Origin of the sequence: Marinicellulosiphila megalodicopiae, from assembly GCF_045862395.1 — a bacterium.
GTDB classification, from domain to species: domain Bacteria; phylum Pseudomonadota; class Gammaproteobacteria; order Pseudomonadales; family Natronospirillaceae; genus Marinicellulosiphila; species Marinicellulosiphila megalodicopiae.
This window is the reverse complement of the sequence record NZ_AP023087.1, coordinates 152,783-175,983: the sequence shown is the minus strand read 5'-3', so window position 1 is coordinate 175,983 and position 23,201 is coordinate 152,783. Positions and strand designations below refer to the sequence as shown.

General features: G+C 35.8%; 22 protein-coding genes. 10 read left to right on the top strand and 12 right to left on the bottom strand.

Annotated elements, in window-relative coordinates; genetic code table 11:
- Nucleotides 1–6 precede the first annotated feature (6 nt).
- From TYM08_RS00685 to TYM08_RS00665, 5 genes are all read right to left on the bottom strand, one after another.
- Complete coding sequence (locus tag TYM08_RS00685) at nt 7–1,125, bottom strand: SPFH domain-containing protein (protein WP_422381050.1); 1,119 nt, start codon at nt 1,123–1,125, stop codon at nt 7–9.
- Between the two features lie 348 nt (nt 1,126–1,473).
- A complete protein-coding gene (locus tag TYM08_RS00680; RefSeq protein ID WP_422381049.1) occupies nt 1,474–2,700 on the bottom strand; it encodes an FG-GAP-like repeat-containing protein in 1,227 nt (408 codons plus the stop codon).
- 12 nt (nt 2,701–2,712) lie between these two features.
- Nucleotides 2,713–3,099 carry a hypothetical protein gene (locus TYM08_RS00675; protein ID WP_422381048.1) on the bottom strand — a complete coding sequence of 129 codons (387 nt, stop codon included), beginning with the start codon at nt 3,097–3,099 and terminating at the stop codon, nt 2,713–2,715.
- Nucleotides 3,100–3,521: 422 nt separating this feature from the next.
- A complete protein-coding gene (locus tag TYM08_RS00670; RefSeq protein ID WP_422381047.1) occupies nt 3,522–4,322 on the bottom strand; it encodes a hypothetical protein in 801 nt (266 codons plus the stop codon).
- Between the two features lie 132 nt (nt 4,323–4,454).
- The gene (locus TYM08_RS00665) at nt 4,455–5,321 is read right to left on the bottom strand and encodes a hypothetical protein (protein WP_422381046.1); all 867 of its coding nucleotides are present in this window, start codon (nt 5,319–5,321) and stop codon (nt 4,455–4,457) included.
- 815 nt (nt 5,322–6,136) lie between these two features.
- Between TYM08_RS00665 and TYM08_RS00660 the strand changes: the two genes are divergently transcribed.
- Complete coding sequence (locus TYM08_RS00660) at nt 6,137–6,319, top strand: hypothetical protein (RefSeq protein ID WP_422381045.1); 183 nt, start codon at nt 6,137–6,139, stop codon at nt 6,317–6,319.
- A gap of 155 nt (nt 6,320–6,474) precedes the next feature.
- Here the strand turns inward: TYM08_RS00660 and TYM08_RS00655 are convergent, their stop codons facing one another.
- The 4 genes from TYM08_RS00655 to TYM08_RS00640 form a co-directional block, all read right to left on the bottom strand.
- Nucleotides 6,475–6,624, bottom strand: coding sequence for a hypothetical protein (locus tag TYM08_RS00655; protein ID WP_422381044.1), 150 nt, complete (start codon nt 6,622–6,624; stop codon nt 6,475–6,477).
- A 70-nt stretch (nt 6,625–6,694) separates the two neighbouring features.
- The gene (locus TYM08_RS00650) at nt 6,695–7,492 is read right to left on the bottom strand and encodes an ABC transporter ATP-binding protein (RefSeq protein WP_422381043.1); all 798 of its coding nucleotides are present in this window, start codon (nt 7,490–7,492) and stop codon (nt 6,695–6,697) included.
- The gene (locus TYM08_RS00645; protein WP_422381042.1) at nt 7,485–8,402 is read right to left on the bottom strand and encodes an ABC transporter permease; all 918 of its coding nucleotides are present in this window, start codon (nt 8,400–8,402) and stop codon (nt 7,485–7,487) included. Before TYM08_RS00645 ends, TYM08_RS00650 begins: the two co-directional genes overlap by 8 nt.
- Nucleotides 8,402–9,370 carry an ABC transporter substrate-binding protein gene (locus TYM08_RS00640; RefSeq protein WP_422381041.1) on the bottom strand — a complete coding sequence of 323 codons (969 nt, stop codon included), beginning with the start codon at nt 9,368–9,370 and terminating at the stop codon, nt 8,402–8,404. The genes TYM08_RS00645 and TYM08_RS00640 overlap by 1 nt, the downstream gene beginning before the upstream one ends.
- Before the next feature lie 183 nt (nt 9,371–9,553).
- On the opposite strand from TYM08_RS00640, the gene TYM08_RS00635 reads away from it, so the two are divergent.
- The 5 genes from TYM08_RS00635 to TYM08_RS00615 all read left to right on the top strand — a co-directional run bounded on the left by TYM08_RS00635 (nt 9,554) and on the right by TYM08_RS00615 (nt 14,760).
- Nucleotides 9,554–9,814 carry a hypothetical protein gene (locus TYM08_RS00635; RefSeq protein WP_422381040.1) on the top strand — a complete coding sequence of 87 codons (261 nt, stop codon included), beginning with the start codon at nt 9,554–9,556 and terminating at the stop codon, nt 9,812–9,814.
- Nucleotides 9,759–10,028, top strand: a complete 270-nt coding sequence (locus TYM08_RS00630) for a hypothetical protein (protein WP_422381039.1) — start codon at nt 9,759–9,761, stop codon at nt 10,026–10,028. The genes TYM08_RS00635 and TYM08_RS00630 overlap by 56 nt, the downstream gene beginning before the upstream one ends.
- A gap of 234 nt (nt 10,029–10,262) precedes the next feature.
- Entirely contained in the window at nt 10,263–12,323 is a 2,061-nt protein-coding gene (recG, locus tag TYM08_RS00625) for an ATP-dependent DNA helicase RecG (RefSeq protein WP_422381038.1), read from the top strand.
- Nucleotides 12,324–12,592: 269 nt separating this feature from the next.
- Entirely contained in the window at nt 12,593–14,008 is a 1,416-nt protein-coding gene (gene lpdA, locus TYM08_RS00620; protein WP_422381037.1) for a dihydrolipoyl dehydrogenase, read from the top strand.
- Between the two features lie 149 nt (nt 14,009–14,157).
- Nucleotides 14,158–14,760, top strand: coding sequence for a TetR/AcrR family transcriptional regulator (locus TYM08_RS00615; RefSeq protein WP_422381036.1), 603 nt, complete (start codon nt 14,158–14,160; stop codon nt 14,758–14,760).
- A 61-nt stretch (nt 14,761–14,821) separates the two neighbouring features.
- Here TYM08_RS00615 and TYM08_RS00610 read toward each other — a convergent pair whose 3' ends face one another.
- The gene (locus TYM08_RS00610) at nt 14,822–16,057 is read right to left on the bottom strand and encodes a leucine-rich repeat domain-containing protein (RefSeq protein ID WP_422381035.1); all 1,236 of its coding nucleotides are present in this window, start codon (nt 16,055–16,057) and stop codon (nt 14,822–14,824) included.
- Between the two features lie 203 nt (nt 16,058–16,260).
- On the opposite strand from TYM08_RS00610, the gene TYM08_RS00605 reads away from it, so the two are divergent.
- From TYM08_RS00605 to TYM08_RS00595, 3 genes are all read left to right on the top strand, one after another.
- Entirely contained in the window at nt 16,261–16,680 is a 420-nt protein-coding gene (locus TYM08_RS00605; protein WP_422381034.1) for a CBS domain-containing protein, read from the top strand.
- A 425-nt stretch (nt 16,681–17,105) separates the two neighbouring features.
- Complete coding sequence (locus TYM08_RS00600; RefSeq protein WP_422381033.1) at nt 17,106–17,915, top strand: hypothetical protein; 810 nt, start codon at nt 17,106–17,108, stop codon at nt 17,913–17,915.
- Nucleotides 17,915–19,018, top strand: a complete 1,104-nt coding sequence (locus TYM08_RS00595) for a hypothetical protein (protein ID WP_422381032.1) — start codon at nt 17,915–17,917, stop codon at nt 19,016–19,018. Before TYM08_RS00600 ends, TYM08_RS00595 begins: the two co-directional genes overlap by 1 nt.
- A 303-nt stretch (nt 19,019–19,321) precedes the next feature.
- Here the strand turns inward: TYM08_RS00595 and TYM08_RS00590 are convergent, their stop codons facing one another.
- On the bottom strand, nt 19,322–21,283 hold the full coding sequence (locus tag TYM08_RS00590; RefSeq protein WP_422381031.1) for an AAA family ATPase: 1,962 nt from the start codon (nt 21,281–21,283) through the stop codon (nt 19,322–19,324).
- A 543-nt stretch (nt 21,284–21,826) separates the two neighbouring features.
- On the opposite strand from TYM08_RS00590, the gene TYM08_RS00585 reads away from it, so the two are divergent.
- Entirely contained in the window at nt 21,827–22,813 is a 987-nt protein-coding gene (locus tag TYM08_RS00585; RefSeq protein WP_422381030.1) for a transposase, read from the top strand.
- Between the two features lie 205 nt (nt 22,814–23,018).
- Here TYM08_RS00585 and TYM08_RS00580 read toward each other — a convergent pair whose 3' ends face one another.
- Nucleotides 23,019–23,180 carry a hypothetical protein gene (locus TYM08_RS00580; RefSeq protein WP_422381029.1) on the bottom strand — a complete coding sequence of 54 codons (162 nt, stop codon included), beginning with the start codon at nt 23,178–23,180 and terminating at the stop codon, nt 23,019–23,021.
- Nucleotides 23,181–23,201 lie beyond the last annotated feature (21 nt).

Here is a 23,201-nt window from a genome sequence, read left to right as displayed (position 1 = left end):
AAAAAATTATTGTGGTGGTAATGGCGGTGGAACGGCAGCAAACAGAGATTTAATCTCAGTTATTTCGCCAGCTTTAGTCCAATTAGCCATACCCTCACACCAAACTAGAGTGTCTGGATTAAATGTGCCTTGAGAAACCATATTTTTAATGTCTGATACTGGCATTGGGCCTAAAGTCTGACCGTTGCTTGCTACATGGTACATAGTTTGAGTCGGTAGCGGTGGTGGTGTCGGTGGGCGAGCAGGTTGTTGAGTTTGCTGGTTATGTTGCTGGCCTAATGATTGACCCATTTGGTTTGCCATGGCAAAGCCCATTCCCATTTCCATACCGCCAGAAGCCATACCTGATGGGTTATTGGCCGCAGCTTCAATTGCATTTGCTGTTTGAAATTGCGTGTAATTATTAAGATTACCTAACACTCCCATACTCGTGCGTTTATCTAATGCTTGTTCAACCGCTTCAGGTAATGAGATGTTTTCAACCAACATACTTTGAATATCAATCCCATAATGTTTGAAGTCTTCAAACAGCTTGCCTCTTACAAAGTCACCAAACTCATCGTAGTTAGACGCCATGTCTAGCACTGGAATTTTTGCTTCACCAACAATATCTGAGAATCGAGAGATAATTAAATTACGTAATTGATCGGTAATTTCATCGGTTGTGAAATGCCCATCGGTGCCCACAATCTCTTTAATAAAACGTTCTGCGTGAGTGACCTTAATTGCATAACTACCAAATGCTCGAATTCGAATTGGACCAAATTCAGGGTCACGTAATGTAATAGGGTTTTTCGTCCCCCATTTTAAGTTGTTAAATGTGCGTGTGTTAATGAAATACACTTCGGCTTTAAACGGACTATGGAACCCATGCTTCCAACCTTTTAGGGTGGATAAAATTGGCATGTTTTGGGTTTCAAGTGTGTAATGGCCAGGTTGGAAAACGTCGGCCAGTTGGCCTTGGTTGATGAAAACAGCAACTTGAGATTCTCTAACAACTAACTGAGCCCCCATTTTAATTTCGTTTTCATAACGTTCAAATCGATAAACCATTGTATCGCGGCTGTCATCAGTCCACTGTACAATATCAATCAGTTCACCGCGTATCTTGTCAAAAAATCCCATAATTTCATTCCTATTGTAGATTTAATATTAATTGAATAAATAAAGGGGGATTTCCTATAAAAATCCATTTATCTAAAATGTAAATATTAAAACGGAATTATTATAGAAATCAATATGCATTTGCTTAACTTGCAAAATTTGACACAAATAAAATACATTATGTTAATTGTAGATATAGCAATCGTATATTTAATGTAGATGGTTTATTTTACTTCAAAAAATAGATTCTCAAGTAATTCCATTTAAGAAATTGTACGTTTTGTTTCGATTTAAAATGATGGATTCTTGAATTATTAAATTTATAACCATTTTAAAAAGCACCGATAACTCGGTGCTTTTTAATGTCTATTATTGATCTATACCAGTGTGAACTCCGGAATTACCAAAACCTATAATTTCGCTTTTTCCATCCCCAGTGATATCTGCCATAAACCTAGGATGTTTTTGAGCACTCCACCCACCTGCAGTATTACCAAATGTATTTGATATTTGTTTGGCCGAATCAAATGTACCATTACCATTTGATAAAGATACATAAACACCTGCATTCGCAAATCCAACCACATCCAAGTTACCATCGCCATTTACATCAGCCATCATGCGTGGGTGATTTTCAACTCTCCAACCACCTGCGTTATAGCCAAAACTTGCGACACCCAATTGTGGATTTTGAAAAGTTCCATTGCCGTTGGATAGAGACACATTAACACCTGCATTCGCGAATCCAACCACATCCGCTTTACCATCGCCATTTACATCAGCCATCATGCGTGGGTGATTTTCAACTCTCCAGCCACCTGCATTATAGCCAAAACTTGCGACACCCAATTGTGGGTGTTGAAAAGTTCCATTGCCGTTGGATAAAGAAACATACACACCAGCGTTGGCAAATCCGACTACATCATCTTTACCATCGCCATTAACATCAGCCATCATGCGTGGATGATTCTGAGTTCTCCAACCACCTGCGTTATAACCAAAACTTGCGACACCCAATTGTGGATTTTGAAAAGTCCCATTGCCATTTGATAAAGACACATACACACCTGCGTTAGCAAATCCAACCACATCTGCTTTACCATCGCCATTTACATCAGCCATCATACGTGGGTGATTCTGAGTTCTCCAACCACCTGCGTTATAGCCAAAACTTGCGACACCCAATTGTGGGTTTTGAAATGTTCCATTGCCGTTTGATAAAGACACATACACACCAGCGTTGGCAAATCCAACCACATCCGCTTTACCATCGCCATTTACATCTGCCATCATACGCGGGTGATTTTCAACTCTCCAACCACCTGCGTTATAGCCAAAACTTGCGACACCCAAAGTAACATCATAATAAGGTGATCCATAAAATTGCTGAACCATTGTAATATCTGTTGAACTTAATTCTCCATCGCCATTCCAGTCTGGGTTACAATAATTCATAACAGACTTTAAATCCCAACTACCTATCAAAGTGTCTCCGTTTGTCTCTTGTTGAGGCTCAATACATGATGATGGTGTGTCATTTCTATTTTGCTCATGGGCAAAACCCAATGCATGTCCAAATTCATGAACTGCAATCACTTCGGAGCAATATTAAATATTACTTTGACAAGACGGACTCCAATTAGCATAAGTAAAATTTAAAACCATGCCATTAATTGTTCCATCTAATTGGTTACCTAGACCTTTAGTATGAGGTCCAGAATCATTTACTTGGATTCTTATTCCATCTGAAGACGCATTACACTGTCCCCATCCTATAAAATTCACATCAGATTCTTTTTCCCACGTGTTTTGAATTGCCGTGGTAATCCAAGAACGCTGAAGTGCGCTTGAGTGGGATGTATTTTCCCAACAAACATTAATATTTGAATCATCCCAGATTGCTGTACTTAATGCATAACCATCATCAGTTTCGGCATGAACAATAATAGAAGATAGAGCAAGACCTATAGCTAAAATACAATTACGTTTAATCATTTTGTTCCCTTTATAATAAACATTGATTTTTGTTAATGGAATTATTAACGCTATAAAATATATTTGATATTTATTACAAGAATATGAAAAAACTGAATAATTAAAATTATTCTTCAAGCAAAAAAATACCGCCGGTCATATCTTTATCGCAGCGGTTTATAATGATTTATTCGTAAGCGAAGAATAAAATAAAGACATACACACTTAATTAGAATTTATGAATCTAATATATTCAAATACTCTAAAAACTAATATCAATGTGATATTTAAACCAATTCAAAAATTATTTTGACATCCCCCAATTCAATTTCAACTTCCAATGTTTCAAATCGATTTATCTGTTCTGAAAATATAGTTCGTAACAACAATATCTCATTTCTTAAAATCGATATAAACTCATCATTCATGCTAGACCACTCATGTTAAACAGTCTTAAATCGAATTGTAACTTGGCTTAATATATTTGCAGTGCTTGAAGTTGTCGCTGGCTTGGCACTTATTCTTACTGGAAGTTGTCCACTGCTATTTCCAACTTGCTGAACTTGTTCTTTATCAATAAAAATAGTCTGAGTATTATCTTTAAGCGAAATCTCTTTTATTGGTAATATCTGTGTATTTGCGATCAGATTGTTTATTTTTATATTTTTATTGATTGTCGATAATCCATCTAGATTAGCAGGGGTTATTAGTTTTTCTGTTTTTAATGTTTTTTCAATAATTTGATTATTATTGGTTTCTTCTGTTTTTTGATATACATTGGTTAATTCTAATTTGGCAGTAATTTCACCTGAATCTACAACTAATCTTGCTTGTTCACCCTGTCGTAATAATAACTGCAAACCTGATTTTGCTTCATCACTTACCATTTCTAAAATCACTTCAGTTAATGCATCAAATCCGTAATTAGTTAATTTGCCATTATACACAACAGTTTGTTCTTCATAATCCTCTGTTAACTCTAAAATATAATCGACATACTCATCTTTTATAGGCATTTGTCTTGTAAGCACATCGCCTGTTATTTCGATTTCTTTACTTTCAATAATTGATTGATCGACAAACTGTTCAACAAACAATACAGAAGGCAATGCAAGTGCTTTACGAATATCCTGATATCGATCCAATTGATGCTGATGCGCACTTAATGTCGCTTCAAATGTTTCATTTAATAATTGACCAACAAACTCTGCAAAACCCAAACTTACTTCAGAATAATCACTCATTACCGTCCCTTTTCTCATCTAATTGATACAATTTTTAGAATTAATATATCCACACCAATTAAATATCTAAATAAATTTTAAAAATTAAGATAATTTATATAATTAAAAAAGTGTGGAATTTTAGATTAATAATCAGCCATTTAGCGGTGCATAATCTGTTTTAAATTTTACTAACACTCGACCAAATACATCCACTTTTGTTCCACTAGAATCTCGCTGATACGATTTTGCAGTGTTAACTGTGATAGTACGCTGGCGATTTTTACTGCGCTTCATTTTAAACGCACCAAAAATACCACCAGAATTTGTTTCTCGTTGTTTTTGTTTATGGCGACGTTTTTGTTTTGTATTTCTTGTTGTCGTTGAATCTTCCCAAGTAGAAAACGTCATCTTAGTTTCTATTTCACCTTCGGTTACCACTAAACGCATCATTCCTTGTTTAGCCATAGTTTGTAAAAGCGAATATTTATTGGAGACAATTAATGTGGAAATCGCATCACTAATTTGTTTATAAGTAGGCACTGTACTTAAAACCCCCTCATTATAATTAGCAATCGCATTTAATTGAGGCTGCTCACTTGGATCATCTAATTTATCCACCAAACCAGTTACTGCAGGAGCCAATCCATTTATTAAACCACCCCACCAAGTATCTGTTGCTGCAGAAGGGGCAGATGGATTAATTGGCTGGCTATCATTATTAGCAGGATCAGCAAGTGCATCCAAAATACTATCTAACTGCGTATCATCTACTGATGGTAATTCATAATTTAAAATAAAATCTGAAATTTGATCAAAACTAACATTATCTTGAGTGTTGTTGATGTATGTTGAAAGATCTTGAGTCATCGAATTAATAAACTCAGAATACTCTTCAATTTGTAATACATGCGCTTCGACTAATGAGTCGAATACACCAGTTACTAACTCTTTAGTAAATTCAACAAACGGTATATCACCAAAACGTGCGGCGGTATCTAGTGCGTAATTATCTGACATAAAATGTTCCCTTTTAAAAATATTGAATGTACTTTTTAAGGACTCCTTAGTTTTAATGACCACTCTCAAAAAGTCCAGTCATCATAACAAGTTTGATTTTTTAAATATAGGTGTCTATTTGTATTTTTTTAGATTGCTAGATTAGGAACACCTTAAGCTCAATAAAATCAAGGGGCTCAGATCTTTTATCATTGTTATAATATTTTGCTATAAAAAAACAAAGCAATAAAACCAAGTATAAAAACAAAAAAACAAGCAAAAAAGCAAGGACAGGCTGTTAGTTAAATATCAAAGACATCTAAAAATTAGAAAATCGCATATTTTAAAAAAGAGAAAGGACAAAAAAGAAAACAACAATTTAACAGCTAGTTAATTCAAAGATGATTATATTTATCGAGCATGGATAAAATCACACATTCAATTTTATATAGAGGATTATCAAGGCTAAACCTTTTACCTAAAAGCAAGCAGGCAAGTGTACAATTAATATTTATGGTTAGAGTGATGCTATGTGATGTCACTTCACTAAATTTAAAATAAAAATAGACATCTCATATAAAAGTCTATAGCATTCATTTTATATTGAACAAAGTTTAAAGCTTAGACCCTCATACTATATCTGTGTGACCCTCGCCAAACGTCAGCCTCTCTTACTCAATTACAATTTATTCTGACAACTCTGCAACTAGATTACCCTTCTCAAGTAATGTGCATTCTTAATTTATAAAAATTAATGTCGAATATCGCATACTAAAAAAGAACCACATTGAAAAAATTAAATATTCAGAGGTTCTACATTATAAAAGAGAAAAATATTGAAACGTAACACTTTAACCGAATACGTACAGTCACTAACAAGTTACAAACTTGGCTGTATTTTACGCCCAGCACTGGATAATACGCAGATTATTTCTCACGATTTACTTAACTGTATTACTGTTGAATTAAAATCGCGTAATAATTATGAATGCGAATTAAACAGACGATTACCGCACTAGTTTTTGAGCATCCTTAATATTTACATTTAACTTCATTAAGCAATTAATGACTGGGTTTTTATAACGCGTCTGAAGAGATTTTATTGTTTAAATGAATTTATCATCTAAAACAAAAATCCCCGAATGTATATCGGGGATTTTTTATGTTTTAACTATTACAAATTTCGACGACGTAGCATCGCTAAACTTGAAAGAATGATGACCAGCACAAATACAAGTGAGTCAGATTTCTTTTCGGCTGCTTTGCTAACTTCTGAATTATTTGAATTGCCCTCAGGATTTGGCGTCTGCTGAAGAGTTTGCATTACGACTTCAATAAATAGTGACCTAAATTTTTGTTTTGACGACTTAATACAAACCTACAGGCATAAAAAATTAGCCTAACAATAATTTATCATCATCAAGCACTTCATTGTTTTTCACTTTCGAGAACAGCGCTAATAAATCTTTCACTTCTAAACCTTCGCGATCTTTTCCTGAAATATCAAACACAACCTTACCTTCATGCAACATCAATGTTCGAGTGCCATATTCTAGCGCTTGTTTCATTGAGTGTGTCACCATCAAAGCGGTCAGTTGTTTTTCAGAAATAATTTCTTTGCTTATTTTTAAAATCAACGCTGCAGTTTTAGGATCTAATGCGGCGGTGTGTTCATCTAACAATAAAATTTTACTGGGTTGTAACGCTGCCATTAATAATGAAACCGATTGTCGTTGTCCACCTGACAACAAACCCATTTCACTTTTAAGACGATTCTCTAACCCTAAGTCTAAACGCTCAAGTTGCTCTTGAAACACACCACGCAGTTTGTTGTTAACGGCTAATCTAAAGCCGCCACTTTTACCGCGACCATAAGCCAGCGCAAGATTCTCTTCTACCGTTAAGTCGGCACAGGTTCCAGCTAATGGATCTTGAAATACTCTGGCGACATCTTTGGTGCGTTTGTTAGCCACTAGTTTGGTGACGTTTTTATCGGCAAAAAACATCTTTCCTTTATTGGATAAAATATCCCCTGCTATGCAATTTAACAACGTTGATTTACCTGCGCCGTTTGAGCCAATTACACTGATAAATTCACCGTCGGGTATTTCTAAATTAATACCTCGTAACGCTTTTTTTTGTGTGGCCAAACCTGGGTTAAACGTGACATGTATATTTTGACATTTAATCATCTGAATCGCCTGAATCTGCTTTTGCTGCCTGCCTGGCTTTAAAGTCGTTTTTAAGTTTTGGTAAAATTAAAGCGACACTTACTAGCACTGCTGTTATTAACTGCAAGTCGGAACTTTTAAGTCCAATAATATCTGCATTTAAAGCAAGCGATACGGCTATGCGATACAAAATTGAGCCGACCACACAGCTTACGATAATGATTAACATTAGCCTGCTTGGTAATAATGTCTGTCCAATAATCACCGCAGCTAAACCTACAACAATCACACCAATGCCCATTGTGGAATCCGCAAAGCCATTGGTTTGTGCAAACAACGCGCCTGCTAATGCCACTAAACCATTAGACAACGCCAAACCCACGTACACTTTTTGTTTGATGTTAATGCCGTTGGCTTGAGCCATTCTTTTATTAGAACCCACCGCTCGCATGGCTAAACCGTATTGAGTATTTAAAAACCAGATCACCAAGGCTGAAATAATCAAGACAATCACAAATAACACAATGACATTCATGTACATGTTCGCAAGGCCAAATACTGAAAATGGCGTAAGGATGGTAGGCTCCATAATCAACGCCACATTGGGTTTACCCATTACTCGAAGGTTAATGGTATATAACGCCGTCATGGTTAAAATACTGGCAAGTAAATGCAGTATATTAAATTTCAAGTTCAACCAAGCGGTGACCATACCGGCGCCTGCACCAGAAATAGTACCCATGACAGTCGCTAAATACGGATTGATGCCACCCACAATTGCCGTTGCGGTTACCGCAGCACCCAAGGTGAAACTGCCGTCTACGGTTAAATCAGGAAAGTCTAATATTCGAAACGTGATGTAGACACCAATGGCCACCAGAGCATAAATCAGCCCGATCTCCAAGGTGCCCATAAAGGCAAAAAGTGACATTATTCAACCACTTTTGTTGCGCGCTCTAATACCGCTTCAGGAATGGAGACACCCATTTTTTTAGCCATAGCTGGGTTTACAAATAAACTTGTGCCTTCTGCCATTTTCACTGCAATATTGCCTGCTTTTTCGCCTTTTAAAATTTGAACAACCAACTCGCCTGTTTGACGACCTAAATCAAAATAGTCATAACCTACCGCTGCAATCACACCGCGCTCTACTGAATCGGTATCTGCTGCAAATACAGGAATCTGTGCGTCGATGCCTACTTTAACGACAGACTCTAATGCACTAATAATCGTGTTGTCTGTTGGGCAATAAATCGCGTCTACTTTGCCTACTAACTGTTTAGCCGCCAGCATCACGTCACTTGATTTAGGTGCTGCGGATTCAACCACTTTAATACCCATTGCTTTTGCTTCTATTTTTAACGCTTCAACAATAGCCACTGAATTAGACTCACCCGGATTATACGGAACACCAATACTTTTAAGTTTTGGATTAAATTCTTTCATCAATAATAAATGCTGTCTTACATTTACCATGTCAGACAAACCCGTCACGTTCGCGCCAGGTTTTTCCATATTTTGTACTAACTTAGCTCCAATAGGATCGGTAACTGCTGAGAACACGACAGGAACATCACTGCCTTGTGCCGCTGAAACTGCTGCCTGTGCTGATGGTGTTGCAATGGCTACGATCACATCAGGCTGCTCACCCATAAGTTTACGAGAAATTTGTGCCGCAATAGCAGGTTGACCCTGAGCGCTTTCGTAAGTGAATTTTAAATTGGATTCGTCGTACCCGTTTTCCATTAATACTTCTTTAACACCATCGCGTACAGAATCTAATGCGGGATGCTCAACAATGGCTGTCACGGCTACGTGAACTTTTTTTGCTAATGCCGATTGTGAAAATATAAGACCTGTTGCTAATACACTTGTTGCTATTATTTTTTTAATACTCATGTGTTTTCTCCAAAGGTTAAGGGTACTTTATTAAGTTTTTAATTATAGTTCGATGTTCAATTTATACCCTATGTTAATTATAAAATCTTGATTTAATTGTAAATTAAAGTGAGTTGAAATGGTTTGATCACACAATTTGGAAATTCATTTGATGGTTTATCTAATCCTGCACTTTATGAATGATTGTTTTATGAGTTATTGTTTTATGAATTTAAAACTCAAGTACAAATAGATTTTAATGAAAATGGTCGATTTACTTCGTTAGTGATTAATTTAGATGGCAATGATGAATTAATATTTAACGTAGATTACTCAGATCACGAAGAAATTACGTTGATTGATTCAATTAGTAGTTTTACATATTCCGACTTTAGAAAAGAATATTTTCATGAGCGAGATATTAATGGTGCTCTATTATCAAAAAATAGATTTAAATTCAGATGACGATTTTGAATATATAAATGAAAATTTGGTATTAGAAAAGAAAAATATAAATAATTCTAGTGGGTATATTTCTATCATAAGTTATGATGAAAATGGGCGCATTTTAAATGAGCGTTATAATACCGGTGATGATGAAATTTCAATGGTGCACGATTCATATACTTATTATGCTTCGGGTTTACTTAAGACTCATTCTAAAAATTATTACAATTAGCAAGTAGATTATCAATATAATGATTTGGATTTATTGAAAATATTCAACTGAAACATCTAATGGCAATGTGTTTTTTGAAACTGAATACTTCTATCAAAACAATACCGATTAAAAGAATTGTAGGATATGAATAGCACAAGGAAGTGATAAACATGCAGACAGCTAAAAATTCGTTCAAATCTCATTTAGTGATATGATTAATAAAAACCAACCAACCCAACTTGAGTATTTATAATGAGCGCAAAAGATGATCTATTATCCCTAAAAGGAGTAGGTGCCAAGCTATTAGAGAAACTGCATAAAATGCATGTATTTTCTAAGCAGGATTTGTTGTTTCATTTACCTTATAAATATCAAGATCGTACTCGCATATTACCTATGAAGTTTTTGAAGGCAAATATGGCGGGCGTGGTGCAAGGTAAAGTCACATACAGCCAAGTGATGTTTGGGAAAAAACGCAGTTTGTTGGTGCGCTTAAATGACGAGACTGGCTCAGTAGGATTGCGTTTTTATTTCTTTACTAAAGGTCAACAAGACCAATTTAAAGAAGGCAATATTGTGCGTTGTTACGGGGAGATTCGACCTGGGCAATCGGGTTTTGAAATTTATCATCCTGAATACCAAGTACTCAAACATTTAAATACCCCACTCGATAATACCCTGACACCTTTATATCCCATTACCGATGGCATTACCCAAAACAAAGTACGCTTGTTAGTTGAGCAAGTTATCGAGAGTCGACAAACTATTTTAACGGAGTTGTTGCCTGCTTTATTATTAGAGCATTATAAATTACCGACGTTGGCTGATGCGTTAAATGTGATTCATCATCCGCAGCGACAAGATGACATTCAAGACTTATTACAAGGGTGTCACCCCGCGCAAAAACGCTTAGCCATTGAAGAATTATTAGCCCATCACTTAAGTTTAAAAAAGCACCGTGCGATTCTAAAACAACAACATTCTATTGCATTTACAGATACTCAAAACTTAAAAACTCAATTATTAAGTGCACTTCCTTTTGCATTAACCAATGCACAAACAAAAGTCGTGGCTGAAATTGCACAGGATTTATCCGTCGCCTCGCCGATGCTTCGTTTAGTACAGGGTGATGTGGGTTCGGGTAAAACATTGGTGGCTATTTTAAGTGCGTTGCAAGTGATTGAGCATGGTTTTCAAGTGGCGATGATGGCGCCTACTGAAATTTTAGCGGAGCAGCATTTTAATAATTTTACCCAATGGCTTGAGCCGCTAGGGGTAAAAGTGGCTTGGTTAGTGGGCAAACAAACCAAAAAGCAACGTGACGAAGCGCTAGCGATGATTGTTTCTGGCGAAGCAAAAATGGTGGTAGGGACGCATGCATTATTTCAAGACAGCGTGGAATTTAATAACTTAGCCTTAGCTATAATTGATGAGCAACATCGCTTTGGTGTGGATCAGCGCTTGGCCTTAAAAGAAAAAGGCAAACACGGCCATGTGCATCAATTAACCATGACCGCGACACCCATTCCTAGAACCTTAGCCATGAGTGCTTATGCAGATTTAGATTGCTCGGTAATTGATGAGCTACCGCCAGGGCGAACACCCATTAAAACCACGTTAATTGCACAACAACGCAGACCTCAAGTAGTTGAGCGAGTAAATGTTGCCTGTTCAGAAGGCAAGCAAATTTATTGGGTGTGTACACTGATTGATGAAAACGAAGAAATGGAATTAGAGGCCGCCCAAAAAACATTTGAAACCTTAACGACGCAACTGCATCCTCATAAAGTCGGATTAGTGCATGGCAAAATGAAACCCAAAGACAAAGCCAGTATCATGAGCGATTTCAAGCAGGGTTTAATTCAAGTATTAGTGGCAACCACGGTAATTGAAGTTGGGGTCGATGTGCCTAATGCATCAGTGATGATCATTGAAAATCCAGAACGTCTAGGTTTGTCGCAATTACACCAATTACGTGGGCGTGTTGGCCGTGGCTCGCAAGAGAGTTTTTGTATTTTGATGTACGGTGAAACCGTTTCACAAATTGGCAGAGAACGATTGCAAGTCATGCGTGAGACCAACGACGGGTTTGCCATTGCGCAAAAAGATTTAGAGCTACGAGGCCCTGGCGAAGTATTAGGCACCAGGCAAACTGGTGCCATGCAATTTAAAATTGCAGACATTATAAGGGATCAGGCGTTATTGCCTCAAATTGAACAGCTGGCCAATAGTATTATTCGTGACTATCCCGAAAACATTGAACCCTTAATTAAACGATGGCTCAGTGACACTTCGCGTTTTGCGCAGGTTTAAGCTTTAAAAAAGTAGCATGCCTAGGCGCATTAACCACTTTCACAATACTTTAAATTAGTGCATTTCCTGCATAACAACTGAGCAATTTCTGCTTTTATCTTGCCTGATTTTCATCCTAAAAATCTGTTTCTTTTTGTAAATCACACTGTATTTTTCTGAATTATAATTTTACTAAATGAAACTTTCTTGCTAACCTATCTACCTATAGGTAGATAGGTGGATAGGTGGATAGATAGATCGTTTAAATTTAAAATAATAAGAGGCATCCAATGGCGCATCACACTACAGAAGTCTTAGTAATAGGGTCAGGACCTGGCGGTCACAGCGCGGCTTTTAGGTTGGCAGACCTTGGTAAAAAAGTCACCTTAGTTGAAAAATATTCCGACTTAGGTGGTGTGTGCCTGAATGTAGGTTGCATCCCTTCTAAGGCACTTTTACATGTGGCTGATGTAATCAATGAAGTAAATGACGCCTCTGAAATTGGCGTAATCACTGATTCGGCTTCTGTTGATTTGGACAAAGTTAAAGCATTTAAAAACGCGACAGTAAGAAAATTATCGAGCGGTGTGGGTTTAATGGCAAAAGGCCGAAACGTCAATGTTGTTAAAGGTGAGGCTCAATTTTTAACAAAGAACTCCGTGCAAATTGGCGAGGACATTTATGATTTTAATGAATGCATAATTGCCGCGGGTTCCCGCTCAGTTGAACTGCCTTTTATTCCTAATGAAGACTTACGAGTTTGGAACAGCACAGATGCTTTAAGTATCCCATTTATACCAAAGCGCTTCTTAGTCATTGGCGGTGGCATTATTGGGCTTGAAATGGCAACGATTTACGAAGCATTAGGCAGTAAAGTCACTATCGTTGAATTTAATGAGCAATTAATTCCAGCAGCCGACAAAGATTTAATAAAGGTCTACCAGCGTTACAATGCCAAACGTTTTGATGTTCGCCTTAATAGTAAAGTGACCGAAGTAATCGCTGATTCACACGCACTGTCAGTTACGATATTAAATGACACGCAAGCATCAGCGGAAGAGTTTGACGCCATTTTAGTTGCAGTAGGTCGCTCACCTAATGGACACTTACTTTCTGGTAATGCCATTGGGCTTGAAATTAATGCCCAAGGTTTTATTCCTGTAAATAATAAAATGCAAACGAATATTCCACATATTTATGCCATTGGCGATATTAATGGCCCACCTATGCTTGCACACAAAGCCACACACGAAGCAAATATTGCTGCTGAAGTTATCTGTGATCATAATGTGGTTTTTGATGTAAAAACCATCCCGTCCATTGCTTACACTAATCCAGAAATTGCTTGGACAGGCATAACTGAAAAAGAAGCCAAACACAAAGGGATCAATTATGAAGTTTCTGTTTTTCCTTGGTCAGCCAGCGGACGCGCATTAGGTGCTAATCGAAGTGAAGGTAAAACCAAACTTATTTTTGCCAAAGAAACAGGGCTATTATTGGGAGCTGGCATTGTTGGAATCAATGCAGGAGAATTATTAGGTGAGCTGTCACTTGCCATTGAATTTGGTGTCAACATTGAAGATATAGCGTTAACAATACATGCTCACCCGACCCTTAGTGAGTCCATCGGTTTAGCCGCAGAAGTTGGTTTAGGCACTATAACCGATTTACCTAATTTAAAGGCCGTAACCTATAAAAAATCATAATGTTCAAAAAATAAAAATGCGCATTATATTAAGGAACCTCTGATTTAGAAAGATTTATCATTCTAAATCAAAGGTTCTTTAAATTTTACTGCGCATATTTATTTAATTATACTCATCTCAAAATCCAACCTACTTTTGTGGAGATAATATTGAGTACTCGCGAACAATTAATTGAAATAGCTGAACTGTGCATCAGAACCGGCGGATATAGCTCGTTTAGTTTTCGAACCATCGCCGATCAACTCGGCATTAAAAGCTCAAGTGTGCATTATCATTTTCCTAAAAAAGAAGACATTGGCTTGGCGGTTATTGATAACTACAGCGAAAAATTTCGTCAACATTTATTCAATGAGCACGTTGAAGTTTTATCAGCTAAAGACGCAATTATTTATTATATTAATATGTTTTTAACTGAGCTAACAAAAGAAAAAAAAATGTGCGCATGCATCGTTTTAAGTGCCGAACAAACTGAAATATCAGAAAACATGAAAACTGGGCTTAAACAGTTTTACTCATTAAATTTAAACTGGATTCGTCATACATTAAAAAAAGATTCCGAATTTAACGATAATAAAAACATCAATGGCGTATCGAATTTTATATTTTCCACATTACAGGGCGCATTAATTGGAGCAAAAACCCTTAACGACAGTGCTCATTTTATTACTACAATTGAGCAGTTATATATCAGTGTATTTAATGAAACACTTGATTCAGAAAAATTATATATTACTCAGGGAAACTCCGAATAATTTATATGTTTGTAACATCCAGCTTTTACATTAAAGCGAACATTAAGCTTAATGAATCATCTCAAATTCTTTGCTTCAATTTTGCATATTCTTTTGAGTTGACATCACATGAGTCACACAGCGATAACATATCTTCAATAAAAAACTGTAAGGCTCGTGTTTCAATTCTTTGTACGCCTTGTTTTTGCTTTAACGTTAAATGTCCATATTTTGAAGCAGCGCCAAAATCTCCAAGCAAGACATGATCATCTTGATTTAACATCACATTGTGCGCATACAAATCGCCATGACTGATATTTTTATCACTAAAGTGTTGATGCAACACATCCATTTGCTCGATGATTTTTTTAATTTGTTGAATGTTAAATTTTTGCCCTTTCGTAAACGTATCACGCGTACAACTTTGCAAACTTGGTGGTTGTCCTAAATTATAATAGTCCCTTGGAATCAATTCCATGATCAATGCCGAACAGTCTTCTTGTGATATTTTAGCTAAAGGTGTAACTAAATTTGGATGTTCCCCTGTTGCCAAGCAGGCGTCTAATTCATCTATTGGATAACCATCACTTGTGATCTTGCCTTTAAATACTTTTACCGCAATTTCAGCAGGAAAATCAAATTCATTTTTAATCCACTGCGCTTTTGAAATGACACCTGACGCACCTTGACCCAATACTTCTAATAATGTCACATCGGCAAATTTAACTGTCTTAAATTCTTCATGTTGATCACGAGCATCACAACATGGATTACCTGAAAACGCTAACCACGCTAATTTGGGTAAATCTAATAGCACATCAGGAAATTGTTCTAACTTATTTGCAGACAATCGTATTAGCTCAAGATTTTTGCATTCAGCAATGGATGCTGGAAGCGCACTTAATTGATTACCCGCTAACGCCAATTTTTGCAATCGGTGAAGCTTGCCAATGGATTCTGGCAATTTGGTTATTTGATTGTCCGTTAGTATTAACCATCGAGTGATTAATGGCAGTGCGCGCTCATCTACTTTTGCAATTTGATTGCTTTTAAAACCGATCATTTCAAGTTGTGGACATTTGGCTAAACAAGTTGGAATTTGTGTAAATGCATTATTGGAGCAAAATAAAATTTTAAGCTTAGTTAAGCGATGTAAATCTTCTGGTAAATCCGATAATTGGTTATTGGATAAATCTAAAATTTCTAGACTCTCAGCCAAATCAAAAATCGCCTCAGGAAAGCGGGTTAAATTTTCACTCAGCTGTAAACGCGTTACACCGATTAATTCTGAATTATCTAATTGGGCCAAAGTCTGCACTAGATTGATCACTTCTCAATTTAAAACGCGCATTATATAGAAATTTTTAACATAAAACCGCTTTTAAACTGGATGACTCCATACCTATATAAGCATGTAAAAATAGACACAAGTAGGTATTTAATTCTAAACGCGTAAGCGCAGAATAATCACTAGAAAAACAAATTTCCATTTAACATTCAAATTACAAAAAAGGCTCAATAATGAAAAAGAATGAATCCATTACTAAAATCATGTCAACTGATGTTAAAACGGTTCACATTGGTCAAAAAATTAGCGATGTTCGTCATATTATTTGTGAATCTGAAATTGATCATGTTCCAGTGTTAGATGGCACAAAGTTAGCGGGATTAATTAGTGCAACCGACTTAATGAAATTAAACGTAGTAATCAATGGCGCAGACGAACACAGCATCGACGCAATGATCGATCAGCAATTTACAATCAAAGAGATCATGAACACCAACATCACATCAATCAAAGAAGTCGAAACCATAAGACAGGCCACCCATATATTAACGAAGGGTAAGTTTCACTGTGTGCCAGTAGTCAACGACAGCAACGAAGTAGTCGGCATTGTGACCATGACCGATTTGATTCGTTATTTAGATGCGCAGTATTAAGGAATCTCTGATTTAAATATCCATAACTCAATTCAAAAAGCGGTGATCTTTATAGACATCGCTTTTTTTGCGTTGACTCGATTATTTGCGGCTATTTTACTGAGTCCAGTGATCAATTTGATTGCTCAGCTTGATTGCTCAGTTTGATTATTCTTGTGCAAATTGATTGAGATTAGTTGGTGACCGAGTCTGGTCATTTCGGGTAAGATACTTAAGTAGTAAGGGAATGAGTCTTTTTGCGGTTCCTATATTCATTCGTTTCAGCCGGCTTCAGATGCTGTAATTTTAGAAAATACTGAGGCGCCAACATTCGCATGATCCGCTGTCGGCTCAAAGTAAAAATTAAACCATACCTCCAATATCCCTTTCTTTTCAAGAAGCCTTGAAGGTACTCAATCTTAATAACTATTTAGTGGACACTTACCATGCAACGTAATCCAATCGTCAATTTCGCTTTCTACATTTGCATCACCATTTCCATTGCCTCAGTCTTGTTTTGGTTCGGCTTAGGGGTGTCTGAATGGGTAAATAACATCAGCGAAGTGTTTATACCCTATATAAAAGAGTCCGATTCAGGCACACCCATTTGGCTGATTGATCTTGCTCACTTTTTTGGAATACTTGCTCTAGGATTGTTGATCGCGTTTCTATTTTTGTATTTCGCACTAGGTAGAATCTTGAGCACTTTTGTAAAGCCCAGTGGCGAATACTTCAACAAGCAAACCTCTATCGCGACGACTATTAGCCGCGATAAAGATGATCTGGTTTTAGCCAGCACACGATTGACCTTCATTTTGAGTTTCCTAATCTCATTTTGGTTACTTCAAAATGACTACTCGCCAACCTACCTTTGGAGCGTCACAATATTGCTGGCATTGTATGCCGCCTTCCAAACATTTCTTATTTATTGCGGTATTGCAGAATCTTATATTACGCACACTTATTACTTTAAAACCAAGCCGGGTTATGATTTTTACAATGAACGCTTTGGCAATGGCTGGACGGATCAAGTCCAAGAGCTGTTTAACCAAATTGATCCGATCAGCACTGATTACCAAGTCGCGCTTAAATTGCGCGCGTCAGCGTTAGGCGAAGACATCCCAAAAAGCCCCCATTACGATTATATCGGTGGCGGTGATCCGAGCATTCAATACGGCCCCTATACCGATAAGGAAAGAATCGCCATGAATGAACAACACCAAGCGTATGAGTTTTCTGATAAGAGGGTTGGCTGATGGAAAATCATGAATTTTTAAAAAATTGGGCGCAACGCACTTGGACTATTTGGGGCAGCAAACTGACATTGAATTACCCCACTTTAGAAACCGAAGGCCACAAATTTGTCGACACACAGTTCTCGGAGCCCGGTCGCGAGTCCTTTGAATTTTATGATGGCTTTTTCGATATTGCTCAAAAAGATAGCGTCGATCTGTTTGATATTGATGATAAAAACCGTATTGATGAGCTCAAAAAAATTGATGGGGACACCGGAAATTTACTCTGCTTTCGTCGCCGCTTTATCAATACTTGGTACCCAGAGTTAGAAGGCATTAAAGAAAGTTTCTTCGCCGATACTTGGGTGGTGCGAAACGCAAATCAAAAAAGTTTGTTAGATCCCAATAATTTGCAAAACGCTGAGCTGCTTCTAGAGCAATTATTACGAAAAGAAAATGCCGATGATTACGAAAACGTTGATGATGACATATTCGATGACGGTTGCGATGAAGTTCATTTCTCGGCTATTCAGTGGCGCACAGAAACCGTGAATGGAAACACCTGGCAGTGTTACGACGAATACAACGCTGACGATAAAATAGCTCAAGTACTTCTTTATCCGCTGGGTGATGCTCACTACTTAAAATTACGCCTCTACCATATGAATGTAAGAGAGTATGCTGAATTTCAAACTCTTTTCGACAAGTTTTGCCAAAAGATTAAAACAAGTATAAAGCTAGAACCTTTGCACCCAATTGCTGAAACAAAGCTCAGCCAGCTGGACGCCTCACGTTTAGATATGAGCAAGGCCGCTCAAGAAAAGTGGAAGGCTTTTGATGCAAAAGTTCGCGCCGCAGAACTTAAGGGCTATCAAAACTCAGTGCCTATTCATATCCCGGTGCCACAAAACAATCATCACAAGTCAGGCATGAACACTACTTGGTTTATTTTAGTACTCATAGTTTTTGTTTTTGGCTTAATCATATCTGGAATGTTTAAAACCCTGCATTGGTTTACGCTTTGGGAAGTCCCACTCGCAAATATAATGTTTGGTTTAATGATTGCCAACTTGGCTGTTACGTATTTTTTAGCAAAGATAAGTGGCAGGCTTGATAAGCATTAGACGATCAATGAGATCACTCAATAAAACTACTAACTAAAAATATTAACTAGACACCCACTTTCGCACTAAGTATTAGTAAACATGAAGGATTTGATTCGTTATTTAGATGCACAGTATTAAATCAAAAAGCGATGACCTATATAGACATCGCATTTTTTTTGATTGGACAAAATTTAAAAGTGAGTGTCACTTTAATTTATCATTATTGAGAAAAATGAGTCAAATCTTGATTTCAGATACCATGATTAGTTATGCGGTATGAAGTCAATATTTGTCTCTGATCGTTTTCTTTAAATATTATTGTTAATTCTCAAGTATTTTATTAAATGTTTCTATCAACTCTAAAGGGATAAAACCATACTGTTCTTTTAAAATGCTTTCAATGTAATCCATAATCTCTGTATCATTTTGTTTTTTATTTTTTAAATCTTTATCACAAAATTTTAAGAATCCAAATTTTTCGTTTATTTTTTTAACCAGATCATGTTCGTTATGTGACAGAAAATCATTGAAAACCTCTAATTTATAGCCGTTTAAATATTCTATTGTTGTCGATCCGTTTTTATCAATTCCTTTCCCCAACAAGTGGTATTGCAGCTTTTTGATAGGCTCTATCCAGAATGTGTTATCTTGTTCTAATGTGATTTTTGTAAAAGTATAATCACTTAAACCTAGTATTCCAAAGTGGTGATCGCTACCTTTTTTTATAATCCCCAAAGCTAGTAAGAGAGGATCTAAAATTAAAGATTCTAATGCCTTTCTTTTTTCAGATAATATAAATATATTATTAACTGATTTGTTATCGCCGTTATCACCATCAATTAATCCTTTAATTTGGTAGTTATCATTCTCATAAAAGTCACTAACTATTTTTCTAACTTGATTGCATCCTCCATTTTGAATTGTAGCTTTTTCACTATGTTTAAATCCAACACTTATAAAATTAAGTGAACCAGGATGATCTAATTCATTTTTGTATATATTAAAAAGTTTGTTATATAATTGTGAGTCAAATATGCTTTCTACGAATACATTGCATCGTTGGTTTGTGTTTATGGCCAGTGTCGGTATTCCAGCCGTTAATAATGAAATTGCCTTATCTTTTGACACTTGTTCAATTAAATGAGAATAACCACTTTCATTGATTTCTGTAGCTTCTAATATGTGAATACTTGATTCAGGTGAAAGTGCAACTGTAGTAGGGTTGTGTGTGGTCATGATAACTCGAACTCCATTTTTTACAATATAACCCTCAATTAATGTAATTAATTTGTTAATCATCGATGGATGGAGAGTTGCATCTATCTCATCAAATAAAATAATATTTGGTATTACAGGAGCTAAATTTTTTTCTAAAATATTATAAGTCAAAATAGCAAAAGAAATTAGGATTTTTTCTCCAGATGAGAGATCTGAGAATTTAATTAAACTACCATTTTTGTGCTTAAGGCTTATATCGATTTCGGATATTTCTTCCAAGTTGGGTGGATTAAATTTAAAGTCTAAATTGCAATCAAGTAATAGTTTATTAATTGAATCCCATGGGGGAGGTGAAATTTCACTACCCATTTCATAATTTGAATTACCTTTTATAATATACCTATAAGTTCCAAAAATTTTAGATAAATTCAAATTAAATAAATCCACTTCTCCAAATAAAATTATAGGATTGATTAAGAAGTCTCTCTCATTTTCAATAAGTAATAATTGTGGATAACATTCAAGCAATGGCTGAATGTTTTCTAAGGAATTATGATTTCCTTCTAATTGCATTAGCTTTAAAGTTACTGATTTTTCAATACTTGCTTTTAATATTTGTATTTTTTCCAATGCGATATTAAGAGTAATATGAACTGGTAGGCATTTTTCTAAGTCCTCACTATTTATTTTACAGAACTCTGAAAATGATTCAAAATGCTTAATAGGAATATTGTAATGATTAATATCTCTCGATCGGCACTTATCTAGCGCTTGTTTTTTTAACTGTTTAAGTCGTTGAAAAGTTTTTATTAACCTTCCCATATAAGCATGGAAATCAAAAGCTTTATCAGTAGGAGGTCGTAAATCAAGAAATGAGTAATATCGCACTTCACTGTTTTCAAATCCATCATCATCGCTTGTTTTTATTTTATTATTAATTCCTTCCAGTACATGAGTTTTACCTTGCCCATTTTTTCCAGTTAAAATTGTGAAGTCAGGTAATTCAGGGCTATTTATAGCACTAATTGATTTGTAATTATTTATAATTTTTAAGCTGAATGACATAGGGATACCTAGTAACTATTAACATTGTAAGTTATTATAAATTGAAGTCTAAATATAATATTTAGAAAGCTATAAATATCAATTTTCACAGCCAGTAATTCTTTCATTTTCGAAATATTTAAACTATTAGAACTAAAAAAGACACCAACTTTGAAAAAGTAAATTTACAAATAATTATGGATTGTCGTTTACGTTAACAAAACAACTTTAGTATGTTCCTTTAAAAGTAAACCTACATAAAAAATCACTCTCATATTTAAGCCAAATTTTCGATTTGATATAAAAATAGAGGTCAAATAACCTAAAGTAACACCCTCTTTTTCACTAGTCAATGTGAAGCCTTGTCCAGCATGAAATGAGTCTAAAGAGTTTTAAAAGGAGTTTAAAGTAAAAGGAGTTTTAAAAGAAAGAGTTTTAAAAGGACAGGCTAATTAAAATAATTTGACAACCCTCACAATCGATCTATCATTTTATAAATATAAAGACAACATAATTCAAATGGATTGAATTTGTTGTCATTTGATTAATCAATTAGGAATCAACATGACAAAAGCGAGAAAACGCCTAGTAAATTATACTGCTACTACAAAATACTTAATTACCTGCCGTTGCGTGCGTCGCGCATTTCTGTGCGGTAAAGATGAGTATACCAACCAAGATTTTGAGCATCGCCGTGCATGGGTTGAAGATATTTTATTAAAACTGCCCAGCATATTTGCAATTGATATCGCCTCATATGCAATCATGAATAACCATTATCATTTGGTGATTAGCGTGAACGTTAAGCAGGCTGAGTCTTGGTCTGCTGCCGAGGTAATCAAGCGCTGGCATCAATTGTATACGGGTACGATGATCTCTAGAGCGTTTTTAGATGGCTCAAAACTCAACCCACAAGAACGTATTTTGCTAGCCGAAACCGTTGAAATTTGGCGTAATCGATTGATTAATATTGGTTGGTTTATGAAAAATATTAATGAGCCGATTTCTAGACTCTCAAATATTGAAGATAACTGCACAGGCAAATTTTGGGAGGGTCGATATAAATCAAAAGCGATTTTAGACGATGAAGGATTATTAGCCGCCATGGTTTATGTAGATTTAAACCCTGTGCGCGCTCAAATGACTAAAACACCTGAAGAATCTGAATATACATCAATCAAAAAAAGAAGTGAGTGCTTTAAAAAATCAAACCATTCTAATCTAGTAAAAGATCAACCGAATGATTTATTACCTCTTTCAAAACACTGTAAAACCCACATTCAAATTTCAACTAAGGCGTATTTAGAATTAGTAGACTGGACAGGAAAACAAAGTGCAGAAAGTAAAAAAGGAAAAATCGATAGTGAATTACCCGACATATTAACTCGACTCGATTTGTCCGAAACGTTGTTTTTAAATGCGTCACTGAATATCAACAATAGCTTTGCTAACTTAATTGGCAAAGCATCCAGTATCGATCAGCATTTTTCTAAATTTGGACTCAAGCGAGCTTGTGGCTGGGTGAAATCATTAAGTGTTCTTGGGCTTTAGCTTCCTTTTTTATTATTCATACATATTTTATTAGCTTTTATTCGAATCAATAAATTTTGATTGAATTCTCTGCGCCTTCGATTTGAGCAATGCTCGATAATTGTAGCAACTCCCTCTGTGTGATCTCTTTTTTAACAAATTAATTTGTTAAGGCATCATATTTTCTAAAATATGTGCCTTATTTATTTTTAGATGTCATTGATTTTTATTTAGTTGCCTGTCCTTGTTTTTCCTTGTTTTTCCTTGTTTTTCCTTGTTTTTCCTTGTTTTTCCTTGTTTTTCCTTGTTTTTCCTTGTTTTTCCTTGTTTTTCCTTGTTTTCTTCCTGTCCTTGTTTTTCTTGTTTTTCTTTTTTTGTTAGGTGTCACTTTAAGTCAACAGGATTCTAC